The following is a 17,975-nucleotide window of genomic DNA, read 5'->3' on the forward strand; positions in this document are numbered from 1 at the left end:
CGGGTTCACCAGGCGTCGGCCAGCAGGTCGCGCGTCTCGCCCAGCAGCTGCGGGAGCACCTTCGTCTGGCCGATCACCGGCATGAAGTTCGCGTCGCCGCCCCAGCGCGGCACCAGGTGCTGGTGCAGGTGCGCGGCGATCCCGGCGCCCGCGATGACACCCTGGTTCAGCCCGATGTTGAACCCGTGCGCACCCGACACCACGCGGATCACCTTCATCGCGTGCTGGGTGTACTCCGCGACCTCGCGCGTCTCCTCCGGCGTCAGGTCGGTGTAGTCCGCGACGTGCCGGTAGGGCACCACCATCAGGTGCCCCGGGTTGTACGGGTAGAGGTTCAGCACCGCGTACACGACCTCGCCGCGGGCGACGATCAAGCCGGTCTTGTCGTCCATCGCCGGGATCCGGCAGAACGGGCAGCCGGGCTCCTCGTCGCCGTCCGGCTTGTCGTGGCCCTTGATGTAGGCCATCCGGTGCGGGGTCCAGAGGCGGTGGAACGTGTCCTGGACCCCGACGCCCTGCTGCTCTACGAGGTCGGGACCGGCTTCGGGACCGTCGCTCACCGGACGACCACCGCCAGCGCGTCGGCCGAGGGCGACGCGTTCTCGCGGCCCTCGATCCAGCCGGCGATGGCGGCGACGGCGTCGGCCACCGGCACCCCGTTGATCTGCCCGCCGTCGCGGAAGCGGAACGACACCGCGCCCGCCTCGACGTCCTTCGCGCCGGCCAGCAGCATGAAGGGCACCTTCTGCGTGGTGTGCGTGCGGATCTTCTTCTGCATCCGGTCGTCGCTGGCGTCGACCTCGGCGCGGATCCCCTTGGCGCGCAACGCCTTCTCGACGTCACGCAGGAAGCCGACCTGGTCGGCGGTGATCGGGATGCCGACCACCTGCACCGGCGCCAGCCACGCCGGGAACGCGCCCGCGTAGTGCTCGGTCAGCACGCCGAAGAAGCGCTCGATCGAGCCGAACAGCGCGCGGTGGATCATCACCGGCGTCTGCCGGGTGCCATCCGGCGCCGTGTACTCCAGCTCGAAGCGCTTGTTCTGGTTGAAGTCCAGCTGGATGGTCGACATCTGCCAGGTGCGCCCGATGGCGTCCTTGGCCTGCACCGAGATCTTCGGGCCGTAGAAGGCCGCGCCGCCCGGGTCCGGGACCAGCTCGAGGCCGGAGTCGACGGCGGCCTGCCGCAGTGTCTCGGTGGCCTCCTCCCACTCCCAGTCCTCGCCGATGAACTTCGCCGAGTCGCCGCGGGTGGACAGCTCGAGGTAGAAGTCGGAGAGGCCGTAGTCGGCCAGCAGGTCGAGCACGAACTTCAGCAGCGACCGGAGCTCGCCCGGCATCTGCTCCTTGGTGCAGTAGATGTGCGAGTCGTCCATCGTCAGGCCGCGTACGCGGGTCAGGCCGTGCACCACGCCCGACTTCTCGTAGCGGTAGACCGTGCCGAACTCGAACAGCCGCAGCGGCAGCTCGCGGTAGGACCGCCCGCGCGAGCGGAAGATCAGGTTGTGCATCGGGCAGTTCATGGCCTTGAGGTAGTAGTTCTCCTCGTCGAACTGCACCGGCGGGAACATGGTGTCCGCGTAGTAGGGCAGGTGGCCGGAGGTGTGGAACAGCTCGCCCTTGCTGATGTGCGGGGTGTTCACGAACTCGTAGCCGGCCTCCTCGTGGCGGCGGCGCGAGTAGTTCTCCAGCTCCCGGCGGATGATGCCGCCCTTGGGGTGGAACACCGGCAGGCCGGAGCCGATCTCCTCCGGGAAGGAGAACAGGTCCAGCTCGGCGCCGAGCTTGCGGTGGTCGCGGCGCTCGGCCTCGGCGATGCGCTCGAGGTGGGCGTCCTGCGCCTCGGCCGACTCCCACGCCGTGCCGTAGATCCGCTGCAGCTGCGGGTTCTTCTCACTCCCCCGCCAGTACGCGGCGGCGACGCGGGTCAGCTTGAACGCGGGGATGAACTTGGTGGTCGGCACGTGCGGACCACGGCAGAGGTCACTCCAGACACGTTCCTTGGTGCGCGGGTCGAGGTTGTCGTAGATGGTGAGCTCGCCCTCGCCGACCTCCATCACCTCGGAGGTGTCCACTTCGGACTTGAGGTCGACCAGCTCGAGCTTGAACGGCTCGTCCGCCAGTTCCTTCTTCGCCTCGTCCACGGAGTCGAAAACGCGCCGCGAGAACTGCTGGGCGCCCTTCACGATCTGCTTCATGCGCTTTTCGAGCGCCTGCAGGTCTTCCGGGGTGAACGGGGTGTCGACGGCGAAGTCGTAGTAGAAACCGTCCTTCACCGGCGGGCCGATACCGAGCTTGGCCTGCGGGAACTGCTGCTGCACGGCCTGGGCGAGCACGTGCGCCGCCGAATGGCGGATGACGCTGCGGCCGTCCTCGGTGTTCGCGGCGACCGGTTCGACCTCGGCGTCGACTTCCGGGGCCCAGGCGAGGTCGCGCAGCTTGCCCTCGGCGTCGCGCACGACGACGACCGTGTCCGCGCCCTTGGTCGGCAGGCCCGCTTCGCGGACCGCCGACCCCGCCGTAGTGCCCGCCGGTACCACCACGCGGGAGGCGGCCACGGGGGAAACGGGGGACGGCTGCGACACGATCGGCTCCTCGAACTGGAGTGACAAAGACGACTCCGACGATGCTAGTCGGCGGCCGGTTCGCGCCTCACGCGCGTCCGGGAATGCCGGGCGGCCCGCCTCCCGGAACGGAGACGGGCCGCCCGATCGGGGTAGTCAGTTCAGAGGGTCTCGACGACCTGGTCGAAGTCCAGCCGCGGCAACCGGTCGAACCACGGGTTCTCGCCGGGCTTGCCGACGTTGACGACGACCAGCGAGCGCAGCGGCTTGCCGTCGAAGAACTCCTTGTCGACACCAGCGGCGTCGAAACCGGTCATCGGGCCGGCGGCCAGCCCGGCGGCGCGGACGCCGATGATGAAGTAGCCGACCTGCAGCAGCGAGTTCAGCTTGGCGAACTCGACGCGGCCGGCCTCGTCGGAGAAGGCGTCCTTCGCTCCCGGGGCGTGCGGGAAGACCTGCGGCAGGTTTTCGTGGAAGTCGACGTCGGCGGCGAGCACGACGGTCAGCGGCGCGGCCTCGGTCTTGCCGCGGTTGCCCGGGGCCATGTGCGGCAGCAGGCGGGCCCTCGCCTCGGCGCTCCGGAGCACGAGCACGCGCAGCGGCTGGGTGTTCTTCGACGTCGGGGCCCACTTGACGAGGTCGTAGATCGCGCGGACCTGCTCGTCGGTCACCGGCTCGGAGCTGAAGCTGTTCGCCGTGCGCGCCTCGCGGAACAGCAGGTTCTGGACGTCCGCGGGCAGCTCGAGGGCCTGGTCCTGCTCGGCAAAGGTGGTCATGCGCGGGGTTCCTTCCGTGGGTCGGTCACCCCGTCCAACCTGATTGAGCGTTGAACTATTTCACTCCCGGCCGTCCCGCGCCGGTGAAGTGGATCACCAGCCCCGGGAACAGGCACGGCCGCCGATCCCCCGCGGCGGGGATCGGCGGCCGTGGCGCGGAAAGCGCAGTGGGAAACCGGACGGGTCAGTAGGCGCCCTGACCGCCCATCACCGCGCGGAACGTCTTCCAGAGGATCACCAGGTCCAGCGCGAGGGACCAGTCCTCGACGTAACGCAAGTCGAGCCGGATGCTCTCGGCCCAGGTGAGGTCGGAGCGCCCGCTCACCTGCCAGAGCCCGGTCAGGCCCGGCTTCACGAGCAGCCGGCGGCGCGCGTCCGGCGCGTACTGCGCGGTCTCCTCCGGCAGCGGCGGGCGGGGCCCGACGAGCGACATCTTCCCGGAGACGACGTTGAACAGCTGGGGCAGCTCGTCGAGCGAATACCGGCGCAGCAAACCACCCACACGGGTGATACGCGGATCCCGTTTCATCTTGAACAACGGGCCCGCGCCCTCGTTCTCGGCCTGGAGCTTTTTGCGGATCTCGTCGGCGTTCGTCACCATCGTCCGGAACTTCAGCATGGTGAAAACGGCGCCGTCACGGCCGACGCGGTGCTGGCGGTAGATCACCGGGCCGCGGTCGTTCAGCTTGATCGCGACCGCGATCGCGAGCAGCAGCGGGGACATCATCGTGAGCAGGAACGCCGAGCCGGCGCGGTCCACGATCTCCTTCACCACGCGGCGCCCGCCGGTGAACATCGGCGCGGTGACCCGCAGCAGCGGCATCCCCAGCACCCCGGTGACGTTCAGCCGGGGCCCGGCCACCTCCATCAGCACGGGTGCCACGACCATCTCGGCGCCGGTGCCCTCCATGTCCCAGGCCAGGCGCTGCAGGCGCTTCGGGCTCCAGTACTGGTCCGCGGTGATCGCGACGACGCGGTAGCCGCCGCGGCGCACGTGCCGGGACAGCTCTTCCAGCCGCCCGACCACCGGGACGCCGTCGATCTCCCCGCTGTCGCGGTCGGCGCCGTGCCCGGTGAACGTGCAGGCCGCCTCGACGCGCCACCCGACGTGGACCTCGGAACGCGTGCGGGCGATGAGGTCCGCGACGGTCTCCGGGCTGCCCGCGGCCATCACCGGCAGCAGGCAGAGTCCCTTGGCGCGCTTGCGGTGCAGCACCTGGCGCAGCAGGTAGCGCTGCGGGAACGCGACGAGCGCGATCGCCGGGACGACGACGAACACCCAGACCTGGACCTCGAGCGCGCCGAACAGCAGCCCGCCCAGCGCCACGAGGACGGCCGCGGTGATGAAGCCCCGGCCCAGGGTGCGGTACTCCTCCGCCCCCTCGCCGAGCACGCGCGGGCTCCACGCCCGGCTCACCGGCAGGGAGACGAAGATCGCCAGGATCGTGCCGAACGCGTGCATGTCGTGCGGAGCCACGCGGTCGATGACGAACGCGCTGATCGCGATCACCAGCAGCGTCACGAAGACGTCACTGCCGATGACCCAGGCTCTGTATCTGGCCTCCCAGGCCGCCGGTAGCGCCTTGGGCGACGGGGTGCCGGCCGGTTCTCCGGCCGGGACCCCGTCCCGCTTGGCGGGTCGCGGGATGGCTTGGAGGTCGATGTGCGGCGGTGGCTGGGCCACCGTGTACGAAGGCCGCACCGACTCTTCCATCAGACCTCCCGGAAACAGGAATCGGAGTTGTAACCGCGGGCACACTGCGTCACCGAGAGTGATTTCGGAGAGTGATCGCAAACTCGGTGGTCGCGCTGGGGCCGCGGAAGCTTCACAAGGCAAGGTATCGGCGACTCTCTCAGCATCGTTACAACGATTTCGAGCCACATGCTGTGCGTCTTCCCCGCCAGAAAATGGCCGCAAGATAACAAGATGATGACGATGGGTAATAGCGCGTATCCCGAGGAAAACTACGCAATGTAGCCAAAATCGCGATACCCGCACCCGGGTGGACGCTGCCGGTCCGAACGGCCGAGCGGCCGGCGGAATCCACTGTGGACATCGCGAGGGACCGGCGGTCCACAATGGATCGAACGGCGCCGTGCCGGGCCCGGGTGATCACGCGGTGACGTTCGCCGCCAAGTCGTCACTCGTGCCGGTTTCCGTCACGGATCACCCTGCGCGAGCGGACCACGGCCCGGACGCGGCCGAGCCGGTGATCCACCGGCTGCGCACCGTGACCACGCGGTCACGGCGGGACGGCCCGGCGCGAGCGCGTCGCCGTCGCGTGCCGAGGATCACACCACCACCTCCCAGCATGGCCCGGTTCGACAGAAAGCCACCGACACGGCAGCTTCCGGAAGAAACTCCCACCGGGCCCGCGACACCGACCCGAAGCTCTGTTGACAGCTCATACGGCGGATTCAAGGAGACAGTTCACTCCGGATCGCACGCCTACCCGCGCGGGGGATGAAAGCCATGATCGCGCCGGCCGAAAGCGCCCGCGGAAAGTGACCGCACGCTGGGGGTCCGGGGGCTTGCCCCCGGCGGGGGCGTGGGGGCTCGGCCCCCACAGGACACAACGAGAAGAGCCCTGCTTGCGCAGTCCGCAAGCAGGGCTCTTCCAGATTCGAGTGTGGGCGATACTGGGATCGAACCAGTGACCTCTTCGGTGTGAACGAAGCGCTCTCCCCCTGAGCTAATCGCCCGCTCGGGGTGTTGGGGGTAACTGTAGCGCACGACTTCAGAACGCCTGCAAACGGGTGGTCCTGAGCGACCACACTCCGCTTACCGGCGAGTACGGAACGAACAACCCCGAGCTAACCGGGGTTGCGGGGCCCGGGGGCCGCCCGACACGACGTTCGACATCCGTGCGACGGTGCTACCACGCGGCGATCAAACCGCGCAGTATGGACAGGTGGGACCCTCGCGGGCGCGTCCGTCGTACTGCGTGCCGCGGGTGAACCACGGACGACAGACAGGGGCCGATGCGCCCGGACGGGTGATCTGCGGCTTACCCGCGACGGAATCGGCCTCCCGGTGCGTCCCAGTGGTGACGCCCTCGGCCAGGCCGGGCCGGGAAGGGAGACGAGGGGTAGGACGATGCGCAACGATCACGTGACGCTCCGCTCGACGGCGGTCTTCGACCTGCTGGCGCCGCGGACGCCCGCGGTTCCGGTGAAGGTGGAGCTGCGCTACGACACACGCGACCCGTACGCGGTCGTCGCCGCCTTCCGCACCGGCCGCGCCGGCTGGGTCGAGTGGGTGTACGCCCGCGACCTCCTCGCGGACGGCCTCCTGGCCGACGCGGGCGACGGCGACGTCCGCATCCGCCCGTCGGTCGAGGACCCGGAATCGGTGCTCATCGAGCTGAACTCGCCGTCCGGGCACGCCATGTTCGAGGCGTCCGCCCAAGAGCTGGCCGACTTCCTCGACCGCACCTACGACGTGGTGCTGCCGGGCAACGAGCACCTGTGGGTCGACGTCGACGACGCCCTGACCCACCTCATCCCGCACGATCTGGCCTGATCACGGCGCCGCAACGGCCAAGTGACACCCCGGTGTCAAAGCCGTTCGCGGGGTTCGATATGGTTTTTCCACACCACGGCGACGGGGTGAGGCACACAGCCTCAAGGCCCCGAAGCTGCGGAGTGCGGATGTAGCGCAGCTGGTAGCGCATCACCTTGCCAAGGTGAGGGTCGCGGGTTCGAATCCCGTCATCCGCTCGGTAGGCTTCTCGAGGCCTGGCACGGTGGAGTGGCCGAGAGGCAAGGCAACGGCCTGCAAAGCCGTGTACACGGGTTCGAATCCCGTCTCCACCTCGCGCGATTAGCTCAGCGGGAGAGCGCTTCCCTGACACGGAAGAGGTCACTGGTTCAATCCCAGTATCGCGCACCACCTGAAACTGCAGGTCAGAAGCCCTGTCCCTCCCCGGAGGGGCAGGGCTTCTACTCGTCAGTCGGCGACAATCCGGCGACGGCACCCAGCGCCGGGATGGCCCTCCCGGACCGCAGATGCGGGAACCAGGAAACCAGCTTCGCCCGTTCGCCCGGGTACAGGGACGCCAGCGATCGCAGCCAGCGTTCCTCCAGGACGTCCTGGATCTGGTTCACCATCGCTGGCGTCACGTGGTCGTAAACGCGGGCGATGCCCTTCATCTTCTGTCCCAGCCGCGCCCGCCGGGCGACCTCCGGAATCCCGTCCTCGGTCAGCCACGTGGCGTGCGTGTGCCGGCCTTCGTGGAAGGTGAACGTCGGCAGGATCGGTGGCCGCCGCTCCCCCGCCCGGGCGTCATCCAGCTCGACACCGTCCCAGGCCGGTCGCCAGAACCGGATCCGGAAGTTCGACCGCCGCCACGGATGCCCCTCCGGCGTCGACATCACGAATGGATCCCGATGGCTGTCCATCAACTCCTCATAGAGCACCGCGATGCCCGGCGGGAGCGCCACGAACCGAGTCCCCGCAGGGGTTTTCGTCCGCCCCTTCTTCGGCCGGGAGTTCCCACGCCGTGTCGGCGGACGCTGGCGGCCATCCGCGTGATGATCATCACTCTTTCGGCCTCCTTTGTAGACCTTCCCGCCGATCTCTTTCAGGGGCGACCGGATCTCGATGCCACGACGTTCAGCGTCGTACTCGTGCCGTTGCTGCCCGACAAGTTCACCCCATCGGGCGCCGGTATAACGTCCATCAGGCACAACACGAAGCCCGACATCCCCAGCCCCAACTCATAGAGCCGCATCGCGGCCCGCAGCGCCTGGGCGGGCGTGGCCACCAGTCGCTCGGTGTCGAACTCCCCGCTCGTCACCCGAACGCCATTGCAGGGATTGGCCGGGATCATCCGGGCCCGCACCGCGCCGTTCATGATCGTGGAGAACAACGCGAAGTACGACGACACCGACGACTCGGCGAACTCATCGTGCAGCTCCGAGAGCCACCGCTCGATCTCGACGTACCCGTTGAAGATCGCGATCAACGGCCACGCCCGCCACTGCGGCAGCAGCTGGTTGTCGAGGAACGAGCGGTACTTCGCGACCGTGTTCAGCTCCAACCGCGGCGACACCGCGTCCAACCACTCCTCGGCGAAGTCGTCAAACCGGGTCTCCCCGTCTCGCGGGTCCAGCCACAGGTTCCGCCGGATCAGCGCCTCCTGCTCGACCCCCCAGTTCTCAGCCGCGTCCTTGCTGGGGAACCCTGACTTGCTCCCCCACGTCCCATCGGGACGCTTGTACCGGGCACGCCACTCACCCGTACTGGGCTCTTGCTGGCCGTGGGCCATCCTTCACTCCTCTTCTCTGTTGATCCGTCCGCATCACGCGGCGCGGAAGTCCTGGGCAATGTCCGCAACGGACGCCCGCCTGCGCGGCGGCTTCACCGGCGCCGCATTCAGCCGCACGATCTCGGCGACATCGGCACGGGTGAACCGGTAGTGCTTCCCGAATCGGTGATGCGGCATCACCCCGGCAGCGGCCTGGTCCTTCAAGGTCCTGGGCGACAGGTGCAGCAGTTCCCCGGCCTCCTCTGCGGTCAGCAGCGCGTCCGGATCCGCCTGCGGCTCCGGCACGGTCGCGCGGACCGCGGCCGCGAGCTCCCGGATCACGGCGGCTACGACATGCTCCTCGGCGTGTTCGGTTTCATCACGTACTCCTCCTTTTTCCTTAGGCGACCAGAGGCAGATTCAGGGAAGTGTTCGCCACAGCACATAGCCATCCATGCCGACGAACTCATGAGCAGTCAATAGTAACTCGAAAAGAAATACAAAAGAACCTCGTCAACGCAGGTACCACCAACGCCGCAAGATTCCGGCGACGCTACTATTCGTCAGACCAGCAGTAAAAAAAAACACGACCACAAAGAAAGGTTTCCAGATGGCCAAGAAAGTCACCATCGAGATATCCGACGACACGGACGGCAGCCGCGCCGACCAGACTGTCCCCTTCGGACTCGACGGCGTGTCCTACGAGATCGACCTCTCCAACGCGAACGCCGGAGCGCTACGCGCAGCGATGGAGCCGTATGTGACAGCCGGCCGCCGCACCGGAGGACGCCGTATCAAGGTTGCTGCCGGCCAGCCGACCGACAGCACCAAGCAAGAACCGAAGACCAGCACGGACTACACGGCGGCTCACGACATCCGGGCGTGGGCGCAAAGGAACGGCTACGAGGTGGCCGATCAAGGACGTATCTCCAAGTCGGTCGTCGAGGCATTCCACTCATCTCGTCAGGACAGCAACCCGGAGGCCACCCGAGAGCCTCGAATCACAACGAAGCCGAAGCGACGAACCCGGCGGAGCAAATGAGACTAGAACAGGAACGAACATAACCTTTCATGGTTGCAACTCAGGCACACTGACGCCCCTAACTCCGTCAGTCGGCCCCGTTGGAGACAAGAGATGACACATGCGTCCGGCTCCAGCGTCGACCACGCGCCTCCGGTCGCGTCGACGCCACCCTGCTTATGCTCATCACATGCCGAAGCGGTCAACCCCTTTCCAGGCGATCGTGCACCTGGTGCGACAGCAGCTCGCGACGCCGGGAGTGACGGTGACAGAGTCCAAACTCCTCGTCGACACGGTGCTGGGCATCGAGCGCGAGGTCGACGTCGTCATCGAAGGCGACCTCGACGGGGAACCCATCGTCATCAGCATCGAGGTGATCGAGCGCGGCCGACCCGCCGACGTGACCTGGGTTCAGAGCATGCTGCAAAAGCACCTCAACCTGCCGACCAACCGGCTACTGCTCGTCTCGAAGTCAGGGTTCAGCCGGTCAGCCACCGTCGCCGTCGACCGCGCGGGCGACCGGGTCCAAGCATTGACACCCAAGTTGGTCGAGACTGACGGCGAGACCGTGATCACGACCTTCTACATGGACTACGTGACGTACGCCGCCAGGGGTTGCCGTGTCCACGTGTGCGAGGACAGCGGCCTGATCACCGTCGAAGGACAGACCGACATCGACGTCTACTCCGCGGATCGCGAGCTCCTCGGCTCCCTGGGAGTTCTAGCTCACGAGCTGATCCATCTCCAGCTGGTAGCAGATCATCTCAGTAGGTCCGCCCACAACCATCCAGAGCGCGAAGACCTGACAGGTTTCTCACTCGGCATCGGGTTGGAAACGCTCGGCTACCGGCTCCTGAACACCGAATCGGGCGCCTTCCACCTGATCAAGGCCATCGAGGTATGGGGTTCCTTCGCCTGGAAACAAGCAGAGATACCTCTCGCGCTCACAGATCTGGGCGGACGCATCTTCGGTGCCGCAGAAGCACCGTTCGCCGATCGACCGGCGGTCTGGGTCGGCACCACTGACGTCCCCAACAGGACAACGACACTCTCGTGGCGACCTACCGACGCAACCGGGCCACCCCAACGACCCACGCCATTCCAACCGACGTGCTTCACAGAGCTGACCGGACTCGTTGAGACGCTGACTTTTCCGGAGGTTCTCGCCCATATCAGCCCGAACGCTCGACCGTACTGCCGGCACCGATGACATGCTCGCAACGACTCGTCACGTCGATGAGGGCCTGACACCGTCTCGACACAGGTACAGCGACTAACCGGTACTCCCCTGCCCTGGTGGGGCCTCGGTCCCAGTCAGAGGACCGAGTTGAACTATAACCCCACACTGCAATTCGCGACCGACCTGCAGCTTAAGTGAGCCGCGTCAGCACGGGAGATTTCCCACGTCTGCGTGTTAAAAGCAGGACTTGAACCCCCACATGTGGGATATCTCCCGCGTTTGGGGAGATCATGCGCTCGTTGTAGCGCAGGGTTCCCCGGTCCGGATCCGGGTCGCCGGAACGTCATTCACCTCCGTCGACGGCCAACATCGGCGGCGGTTTCATGCAGCCCTCATCCCGGTGGAGCTGCCGCACACTCCCGGCCTGGGCGTGGCCCCCACGATCGACGCGCTGGGCACGGGATTCGAAGGCCTCCCGGTCAGCGACCATGTCGTCTGCTTCCTGCCGATGGACGAGCCCCGTGCTATCGCCGAGCACGTCCTCGCCCCGGCCGAGATCTCCGCGGCGGCGCCGAAGAGCGTCCCGCCGGCCGGCGCGGCCGTCGGGATCGCGAGAAGCAGGTAGATCAGCGGGAGACCTGCGGCAGCCGGCCGCTCTCCCCGACGGAAACACCGAAGCGCCGCGCGGCGTGGACCGACGCCCCCTCTCGAGGACGCCGGTCCTGACGCCGTCAGCGCCGGGCCACCTGCACGCTCCAGTCACCCAGGCTGAACGGCGGGGCCGTGACGTCCACGACCGTGTCGCCGATCGTCGTCCAGGGGCCGAGAGGGCGTGCCTGGTAACTCCCCACCGGGGCATCGGTGAAGGTCGCGAAACCCGCGGCGTCGGTCCGGGCCAGTGAAACGACGTGACCGCCGTCCTCCGTCAGGGCCACGGTCGTCTTCGCCAGGCCTTCGTCGGCGTCCGGCTGCCCGTTGCCGTTCTTGTCGATCCACACGCGGCCCTTGGCGTCGGCCTTCTTCCCCGGCACCTTGGCCCCGGCGAAGGTGTACGGGCCGGAGTTGTAGGTCTTGCCGTCGTCGATGTAGCAGCCGAGCCCGGTGCGGCCGAAGTAGGCGGCCCGCTCCGGCACCTTGCCCGAAACTTTCAGCACCACGCGCTCCCCCGGCGCCAGCTTGCCCGCCGGGTGCCAGGGGTCGAAGGCGCCCCACTGCTCGTGCGGCACGTCCAGTTCCTGCCCGAACCCGCCCGGGTCGCAGCCGGCGTAGAGGTCGGTCAGCGGCTGGTCGCCGGTGTTCTGCAGCGTGACCGTCGCCGTCCCGGTCTGCCCGACGGCGTAGCTCTGCTTGTCGAGGGTGATGGTTTCGGTCAGGACGTCGCTCAGCGGCCGGATCGTCGCGACCTCGAGCGCGGTGTTCGCGCCGCTGCCGTCCAGCCGCAGCTGGGGCAGGGACGGCGGGGTCACCCAGCCGCCGGGCACCTTCTCGAAGTGCAGGGAGTAGCTCGACGACACCGGGAGCGCGTCGAAGGCGAACCGGCCGGCCGCGTCGGTGATCGCGACCAGGTCGTGGGACATCCCGTTCGCGATCACGTGCGCCTCGGCGCCGGCGAGGTTCTCTTCGCCCGCGGACGGCTTGCCGTCGCGGTCGCGGTCGCCGAAGAGGTGCCCGGCGATGCGGTCGGCGGTCTCCTTCGGCAGCAAGGGCACGGTGACCAGGGTCGAGTTGTCGGCGTAGTCGACGTCCAGTTCGCCGGACGCGGTGAACTCCACGACCGGGTTGCCCTGCTCGAGGGTGCCGACGCTGCCGTGCAGGTGGTAGGTCCGGCTCTCCCCCGGCGCGAAGGTCCCGCCCGGGCCCTGGAACTCCAGATCGCCCCAAGGTTGCGACGGGACGTAGAAGAACGGCCCGGACTGCGTGTAGGCGGCGCCGTGCACCTTGGTCGCCGTCGCGTCACCGGTGTTGGTGACGGTCACCTCGACCGGGACGGCGTCCCCCGGCAGCCAGCGCCCCTGCTCGACGGTCGCCGTGATCTTGAGGTCCGGCCCGGTTTCCGCGAAGGCGGGCGCCGCAGTGGCCGCGCCGGCGATCGTGAGTGCCGCGGTCAGCGCGCTGCCAGCGCGAGCCAACCGGGCGAATCTGCCCGTGATCATGCACTTCCCCCTCTTCGGACTGTCCCGGCCAACTTACGGCCGGTGCGGAGGACTCCGGCAGCTCGGAACATTCCGGGCACCGGCAACGGCAACCGGGAAGCCGGTTCGGGCGTGTACCAACCGGGCCACTACGCCCTTCGTGTGACGCCCGATATCCCGGGCCACCGGAACGGCACCTGCGCCCTCGGTGGTGGGAACGCCGGCGCCGGGGGTGCGGTGTCGGAGCGCGACGCCGAAATCGGCGTGCTGGATTCGTCGCTGCGTACGCTGGTGGCCGGCGGTGGCGGGGTCGTCGCCGTCGAGGCGGCCACCAGGCTCGGCAAGACGACTTCGCTCCGATTGGGACGGAGATTACGGTGTCACCGCGCTTGGCCGGCAAAGCCGTAGAGTTGATGCTCGAAGGTCTCATCAGTCGGCGACTTCCGGTAGCCAGACCCTTCAACGGATGCGTTCCCGCCTGCTTGCAAAGGGCAGCCTGCTCGGGCTTGCCTATACCGCTCACTGTTCGACACCGGCGTGACACGAAGCCAGCAGAACAACCTTTTACTACAGCTCTCCCCGAGTTGCCCTTCGGCGAATTCCCCGGATGACGTCGAGGCCGAGCGTGGCTTGCTCGTCGCCCATCCCGCCGCGGCCGAAGCGGAGCCCGAGCGAGCCGCCACGTGCAGCGTCACTGAGTCCACAACCGCAAAACTTCCGCATGCCCAGTCGCCGGCGATGAGCGCGGCGATTTTCGTCACTGCCGCCGGAGGTCGACTGCTTGGTGAGGTCTGCGGCGGCACGACCACAACGACGAGAGGAACTCCAAAAGGGGCACGATCCAGCTACTGACTCGGAGGTGTCACGAGATGGGCGGCAACGCGAGCCAGTCCTGCCAGGTGATGTCGCGACCCAGAAAGCGGGGCCGGCGGAAGGGCCAGTCCGCGGCGATCCACTGCGGCACCAGCGCGTCGAGCGCATGCTCCACCTCGCTGCCGACCAGGTCGTCCACCACCCACCACGCCACCTCGCCGTCGGAACCGGTGCGCTCGGGCGGGTCGATGTACACACAGCCGAGGATCGCGGTCTCCTCTTCGTCCAGCAGCGCATAGTTGAACGACTGATGCGCGGCTATCTCCTTCTCGTGCCGCAACAGGTCGAGGCGATCCTCTTCATAGGTCATCGTCTCCTTGGGCCAAGACCAGGCCGGACCGAAGATCCTCCACAAGCGCTCCCGCGAGCCCATCACAGCAGGGTAATCGAGAGCGGTGTCCGCCTCGCGGATCGGCCGCAGGTGAAGCCCGGTGTCGAGCACGGGCGTGTAGACGGGGTGGACGAAATCGTCGGGGAGCCTGATCGGGCACATTGCTGCCAGATGGCGCGGTCCATGGTGCGAAGCTTCACGACAGGCCGAAAGGATACGGGCCAGGCCCTTTCAGGGTGCGGTGAATCGGCGCTGTCGCTGTGTGGCGCAGTCCAGGCAAAGCGGCCACCGCCTCGGTGAGGTAGCAGTAAAATGTTGGGCGGTTGCGACGTCGATGCTGGCATACAGATTGGTCGTACCCGTCACGGCGGCAGCGAAGGCCACTTCGGGGTGCGCGGCGAAGGCGTGGTGGTGGCGAGGGCTTTCGAAGGCGGCTTCACCGTCCTGGTACTGGCTGCGGATCAGCCGGAAGCTCAGGGTGTCCGCCGCCGTGGCGGCCAGCAGGTTCTGGCGCAGGATCGATCCGGGACGGGCGGACCTGGGGGTCTTGGGCGCGGACGGGGACGTCCGCGGCGATGACGGTCTGCATGGCACTGTCCTTCGTGGTCAGTCGTTCGGGTGATTGCCCAGCGTGGTCAGGATTTCGGTGGTGGTGGCGGTTTCGCCGAGGCGGGGGAAGATCCGCTCGAGGCTGTTGCGGTGCGCCTCGGGATCGAGGTCGGCCACGGCATCGGTGGCGAGCACGACGTGGTAGCCGTGCTCGTGGGCGGCGCGGGCGGTGGACTCCACGCCGATGCTGGTGGCGACACCGGTGATCACCGCCTGGGTGACGCCCCGCTCGTGCAGGAGCCGGTGCAGGTCGGTGCCGGTGAAGGCGCCCCACCGCTGTTTCGTGATGCGGATGTCGCCGGGCTGAGGGTCGAGTTCGGGGGCGAGTTCGGCCCAGCCGTCCGGTCGCGGCGCCCGGTTGCCCGTGGCGCTCTGGTGGGCGTCCGTGCGGCCGGGGGCGCCGCCGTCGACGGTGACCAGGACGACCGGCAGGCCACGCCGGCGGAACTCGGCGGCCAGCGCGACGGCGTTGTCGAGGACGTCCTTGATCTCCGGGCGGGCGGTGACGCCTTTCTGGAGGTCGACGACGACGAGGGCGCAGGCCGGGTCGATGGTGCTCAGTGGCATGGAAGGTCTCCTCGTGGTGTGTGCCGTCTCGGGCACGTGGTTCACGCTGTGGACGGCTGGTGGCCGGCGAGGCGCTCCATCAGGTTGCCGGCGAGCAGGAGCAGCTGCTGCTCCTGCTCGTCGAGCAGGGACGTGATGGCCTGGCCCAGCCAGGAGTCGCGCTCGTGGCGACTGCGTGCAACCATCTCCCGACCGTGAGTGGTCAGGACGATGCGCACTTTGCGGGCGTCGCCCGGATCCTTGGTGCGGGCGATCATGTCCGCCGCGTCCAGCTCACGCAGGGCCGCGGACACGTTCGGGGCACTCATCGTCAATTGTTCGGCCAGGTTGCCCGGCTGAGCGTCCTCGGGCGACCGGGCGACCGCGCCGAGGACACGGGCGGCCGAGAGCGACAACCCGGTGACCGGCAGCGCCTCCTGGCGCAGCCGGCGCTGGAGCAGTTTGAGCTGGGTGCGCAAGCGCTCGATCTCGTCATCCCGCATACTGTTATAGTACATAACTATGCGACATAATCAAGGAGGTTCCGATGACGCTGACGACTACCGCGCGCGGGATCGTGCGCACGTACCTCTCCCGTGAACCCGGCGTCGCCTACGACTGGCGGATCGGTGCGGCCGCCGCCCTGGCCGTGGGCTTGCCCGCCTGTCTCGGAGTCGCACTCGGCCGGCCGGACGCCGGCATCCTGACCGCGATGGCCGCGTGGCTGGTGATGCGCTCCACTCCCCGAGGCGACACCCGCGATCGCGTCGTCTCGCTCGTGCGGCGCAGCGTTCTCATGGCCGCGGGCATCGCGCTCGGGATGCTCACCGGCGGCTGGGCCGCACTCCCCGTGCTGGCACTGGCCGCGTTCAGCTCCCCGCTGCACGTCCTCGGCCCCTTCCCCGCGCTGTGCGTCGTGGTCGGCGCCCAGCAGGCGCACGCCGACGTGTGGCCGAGCACGGCGCTGTTCCTGGCCGGCGGGCTGTGGGCGACCGCCCTGCTGCTCATCCCGTACCTCGGTGGCCGGCACGACCCACCGCGAATCCGACCCCCGCGCGAACCCGTCGCCGAGCGCGTCCGGACGGCCCTCGCCGCCCTGCGCACCGCCGCCCGCGAGGGCGAGCCCCGGTTCCGGCACGCGGTCCGGCTCGGCGTCTGCGTCACCGCGGCCTACGTGCTGATCACCGCCACCGGGCTGCCCGGCGGCCAGCTGGTGATCATCGGCATCGTCACGACGCTGCGCCCGAGCTGGGGCCAGACCACCAACCGGATCGTCAAACGCGTCGGCGGCACCGTGCTGGGCTCCGCCCTCGCCGCCGCCCTTCTCGTGGTCGCCGCCGGGTTCTCCCCGTACGTCCTCATGGTCGCCGTGGCCGTCCTCAGTGGACTCGGCCAGCCGCTGCGGCGGATCAACTACGGCTTCTGGCCCGTCTTCTCCGCCCCGGTCGCGTTGCTGCTGACCGACACCGGCGGCACCATCGGCTGGACCGACGCGCTCGAACGCAGCACCTACAACGCCGCCGGCGCGCTGCTGGCCGCGCTGGCCACCGTGCTGATCTGGCCCGCACGCGAGCAGGACCGCATCCCGGACCGCCTCGCGGCCGTCCTCGAAGCCCACGCACGCCTGCTCGACCGCGTCGCCGTGCTGCTCACCCCGCCCGCCCTCCCCGGCGAACGCCTGCACACCCGAGCCGCCGCGGACGCCACCACGCGCGAACTCGACGCGGCTCGCAAGCGCCTGTCACTGCAACGTCGCCCGCCGCAGGACCTCCTGGAGTCGCTGAGGCAGGTCGCGGACAGCGCCACCGAACTGCGCACGTCAGCACAAGCGGCACTGACCGGGACTACGCCGGCCTTGGCCGGGGACGTTCTCACGGCATCGGCCGAACACCTGCGCCGCGCCGCCGAAAACCTCGAAACCGTTGACCCACAAGCCATCCCGGCCACATCCCAGCCCACGGCCCCGCATGCCCCTGCGGCGAAACTCATCGACAACGCCTCGACCGCGGCACAGCTGGCGCTGCGCAACCGCGGCGATCGGACCCGGCTGCGGTCTTGATCGTGCATGCCGGGATCGTCGCGGGGCGGCGGCCGGAAAGTACGTTCCCGGAGGTCACGAACCGTCATTGCGGCGGCAAGCCGCATGGCCGGCCACACCGCGCGCAGCGACTCGGGGCGTCTCCGGGCAGACCTCGCGCGACCCGGACGGCACCCGCCGGGGTGACGCCCCGTTCCGCGTGCAAGCGCACCTCGCGCTCACCAACCTCGCCGCGATCGCGGACGCCGGCGGCGCCCGCCTCGCCGACGCCGCGTTCGTCACGGTGTTCCTCCGCGACCCGGGCACCCAGACCGCCGCGTTCGACGAGGTCTACCGCGCCGTCCTCGGCCCGGTGACCGAACCGCCCGCGCGGATGATCGCCCTATCCGCGCTACCCCACGGCGACGTCGAGGTCGCCGCCGTGATCCCCATCGGCCACCCTCGCCATCGATGCGTCGACGATCCGGGCGGGGCGGACGGCGGTCCAGCGCAGCCCGCTGAGCTGCGCGACGGCACGTTCGTCCACCACGAAATCGACGTCTCCGATCGGTCGGTCACAGTGGTCCGGCCCGATGGTGATCGTCGTGTACCGGAGCGTGACCCGCCTCGACTCGTCGCCTTCCAGGCCACACCACTGCCGTAGCCGAGCACCGCGCA

15 protein-coding genes, 4 tRNA genes and 1 pseudogene are annotated in these 17,975 nt (G+C 68.6%); 9 read left to right on the top strand and 11 right to left on the bottom strand.

The features are described 5' to 3' along the window. Window positions 1–5: 5 nt before the first annotated feature. The 5 genes from MUY22_RS39475 to MUY22_RS39495 all read right to left on the bottom strand — a co-directional run bounded on the left by MUY22_RS39475 (window position 6) and on the right by MUY22_RS39495 (window position 6,042). Complete coding sequence (locus tag MUY22_RS39475; RefSeq protein ID WP_247052281.1) at window positions 6–560, bottom strand: HIT domain-containing protein; 555 nt, start codon at window positions 558–560, stop codon at window positions 6–8. Then, window positions 557–2,584: a threonine--tRNA ligase gene (gene thrS / locus MUY22_RS39480; protein ID WP_247052282.1), complete on the bottom strand. Its 2,028-nt coding sequence runs from the start codon at window positions 2,582–2,584 to the stop codon at window positions 557–559. Before thrS ends, MUY22_RS39475 begins: the two co-directional genes overlap by 4 nt. Before the next feature lie 140 nt (window positions 2,585–2,724). Continuing rightward, window positions 2,725–3,339, bottom strand: a complete 615-nt coding sequence (locus MUY22_RS39485) for a malonic semialdehyde reductase (protein ID WP_247052283.1) — start codon at window positions 3,337–3,339, stop codon at window positions 2,725–2,727. Between the two features lie 184 nt (window positions 3,340–3,523). After that, the gene (locus MUY22_RS39490; RefSeq protein ID WP_247052284.1) at window positions 3,524–5,053 is read right to left on the bottom strand and encodes a sugar transferase; all 1,530 of its coding nucleotides are present in this window, start codon (window positions 5,051–5,053) and stop codon (window positions 3,524–3,526) included. 917 nt (window positions 5,054–5,970) lie between these two features. Continuing rightward, window positions 5,971–6,042, bottom strand: a tRNA-Val gene (locus MUY22_RS39495). A gap of 394 nt (window positions 6,043–6,436) precedes the next feature. Between MUY22_RS39495 and MUY22_RS39500 the strand changes: the two genes are divergently transcribed. The 4 genes from MUY22_RS39500 to MUY22_RS39515 all read left to right on the top strand — a co-directional run bounded on the left by MUY22_RS39500 (window position 6,437) and on the right by MUY22_RS39515 (window position 7,231). Next, the gene (locus MUY22_RS39500) at window positions 6,437–6,862 is read left to right on the top strand and encodes an SsgA family sporulation/cell division regulator (RefSeq protein WP_033293569.1); all 426 of its coding nucleotides are present in this window, start codon (window positions 6,437–6,439) and stop codon (window positions 6,860–6,862) included. A gap of 124 nt (window positions 6,863–6,986) precedes the next feature. Beyond that, window positions 6,987–7,059: transfer RNA gene (locus MUY22_RS39505), tRNA-Gly, on the top strand. A 25-nt stretch (window positions 7,060–7,084) separates the two neighbouring features. Then, window positions 7,085–7,155 (top strand) — tRNA-Cys (locus MUY22_RS39510). A gap of 1 nt (window position 7,156) precedes the next feature. Beyond that, window positions 7,157–7,231, top strand: a tRNA-Val gene (locus MUY22_RS39515). 50 nt (window positions 7,232–7,281) lie between these two features. Here MUY22_RS39515 and MUY22_RS39520 read toward each other — a convergent pair. Then, window positions 7,282–8,453 (bottom strand): annotated as a pseudogene (locus tag MUY22_RS39520) (tyrosine-type recombinase/integrase). A 189-nt stretch (window positions 8,454–8,642) separates the two neighbouring features. After that, window positions 8,643–8,930 (bottom strand): helix-turn-helix domain-containing protein, encoded by a 288-nt coding sequence (locus MUY22_RS39525; RefSeq protein ID WP_247052285.1) that lies wholly within the window; start codon window positions 8,928–8,930, stop codon window positions 8,643–8,645. Between the two features lie 268 nt (window positions 8,931–9,198). Here MUY22_RS39525 and MUY22_RS39530 point away from each other — a divergent pair, with 268 nt between their 5' ends. The 3 genes from MUY22_RS39530 (at window position 9,199) to MUY22_RS39540 (ending at window position 11,414) form a co-directional block, all read left to right on the top strand. After that, window positions 9,199–9,630 (top strand): Lsr2 family protein, encoded by a 432-nt coding sequence (locus MUY22_RS39530; RefSeq protein ID WP_247052286.1) that lies wholly within the window; start codon window positions 9,199–9,201, stop codon window positions 9,628–9,630. A 211-nt stretch (window positions 9,631–9,841) separates the two neighbouring features. Next, a complete protein-coding gene (locus MUY22_RS39535) occupies window positions 9,842–10,819 on the top strand; it encodes a hypothetical protein (RefSeq protein ID WP_247052287.1) in 978 nt (325 codons plus the stop codon). Between the two features lie 370 nt (window positions 10,820–11,189). Further along, a complete protein-coding gene (locus MUY22_RS39540; RefSeq protein ID WP_247052288.1) occupies window positions 11,190–11,414 on the top strand; it encodes a hypothetical protein in 225 nt (74 codons plus the stop codon). A 106-nt stretch (window positions 11,415–11,520) separates the two neighbouring features. Here the strand turns inward: MUY22_RS39540 and MUY22_RS39545 are convergent, their stop codons facing one another. The 4 genes from MUY22_RS39545 to MUY22_RS39560 form a co-directional block, all read right to left on the bottom strand. Next, window positions 11,521–12,942: an SdrD B-like domain-containing protein gene (locus tag MUY22_RS39545; protein ID WP_247052289.1), complete on the bottom strand. Its 1,422-nt coding sequence runs from the start codon at window positions 12,940–12,942 to the stop codon at window positions 11,521–11,523. 841 nt (window positions 12,943–13,783) lie between these two features. Continuing rightward, entirely contained in the window at window positions 13,784–14,287 is a 504-nt protein-coding gene (locus MUY22_RS39550) for a GNAT family N-acetyltransferase (RefSeq protein ID WP_247052290.1), read from the bottom strand. A 444-nt stretch (window positions 14,288–14,731) separates the two neighbouring features. After that, window positions 14,732–15,301, bottom strand: coding sequence for a cysteine hydrolase family protein (locus tag MUY22_RS39555; RefSeq protein ID WP_247052291.1), 570 nt, complete (start codon window positions 15,299–15,301; stop codon window positions 14,732–14,734). Between the two features lie 41 nt (window positions 15,302–15,342). Then, entirely contained in the window at window positions 15,343–15,783 is a 441-nt protein-coding gene (locus MUY22_RS39560; protein WP_247052292.1) for a MarR family winged helix-turn-helix transcriptional regulator, read from the bottom strand. A 44-nt stretch (window positions 15,784–15,827) separates the two neighbouring features. Between MUY22_RS39560 and MUY22_RS39565 the strand changes: the two genes are divergently transcribed. Both MUY22_RS39565 and MUY22_RS49565 read left to right on the top strand, forming a co-directional pair. Beyond that, window positions 15,828–17,339, top strand: coding sequence for an FUSC family protein (locus MUY22_RS39565; protein WP_247052293.1), 1,512 nt, complete (start codon window positions 15,828–15,830; stop codon window positions 17,337–17,339). Beyond that, window positions 17,248–17,961, top strand: coding sequence for a RidA family protein (locus tag MUY22_RS49565; protein WP_256474879.1), 714 nt, complete (start codon window positions 17,248–17,250; stop codon window positions 17,959–17,961). Before MUY22_RS39565 ends, MUY22_RS49565 begins: the two co-directional genes overlap by 92 nt. The last annotated feature ends 14 nt before the right edge of the window (window positions 17,962–17,975 follow it).

The sequence above is a fragment of the Amycolatopsis sp. WQ 127309 genome, assembly GCF_023023025.1.
In the GTDB taxonomy this organism is placed as follows: domain Bacteria; phylum Actinomycetota; class Actinomycetes; order Mycobacteriales; family Pseudonocardiaceae; genus Amycolatopsis.

What these genes read in the sequence shown, in the direction of transcription:
- MUY22_RS39560 (WP_247052292.1), bottom strand. Translation starts at nt 15,783, where the DNA reads ATGCGGGATGACGAGATCGAGCGCTTGCGCACCCAGCTCAAACTGCTC.
- MUY22_RS39530 (WP_247052286.1), top strand. Translation starts at nt 9,199, where the DNA reads ATGGCCAAGAAAGTCACCATCGAGATATCCGACGACACGGACGGCAGC.
- MUY22_RS39485 (WP_247052283.1), bottom strand. Translation starts at nt 3,339, where the DNA reads ATGACCACCTTTGCCGAGCAGGACCAGGCCCTCGAGCTGCCCGCGGAC.
- MUY22_RS39490 (WP_247052284.1), bottom strand. Translation starts at nt 5,053, where the DNA reads ATGGAAGAGTCGGTGCGGCCTTCGTACACGGTGGCCCAGCCACCGCCG.
- MUY22_RS39555 (WP_247052291.1), bottom strand. Translation starts at nt 15,301, where the DNA reads ATGCCACTGAGCACCATCGACCCGGCCTGCGCCCTCGTCGTCGTCGAC.
- MUY22_RS39500 (WP_033293569.1), top strand. Translation starts at nt 6,437, where the DNA reads ATGCGCAACGATCACGTGACGCTCCGCTCGACGGCGGTCTTCGACCTG.
- MUY22_RS49565 (WP_256474879.1), top strand. Translation starts at nt 17,248, where the DNA reads ATGCCCCTGCGGCGAAACTCATCGACAACGCCTCGACCGCGGCACAGC.
- MUY22_RS39550 (WP_247052290.1), bottom strand. Translation starts at nt 14,287, where the DNA reads ATGTGCCCGATCAGGCTCCCCGACGATTTCGTCCACCCCGTCTACACG.
- MUY22_RS39565 (WP_247052293.1), top strand. Translation starts at nt 15,828, where the DNA reads ATGACGCTGACGACTACCGCGCGCGGGATCGTGCGCACGTACCTCTCC.
- MUY22_RS39545 (WP_247052289.1), bottom strand. Translation starts at nt 12,942, where the DNA reads ATGATCACGGGCAGATTCGCCCGGTTGGCTCGCGCTGGCAGCGCGCTG.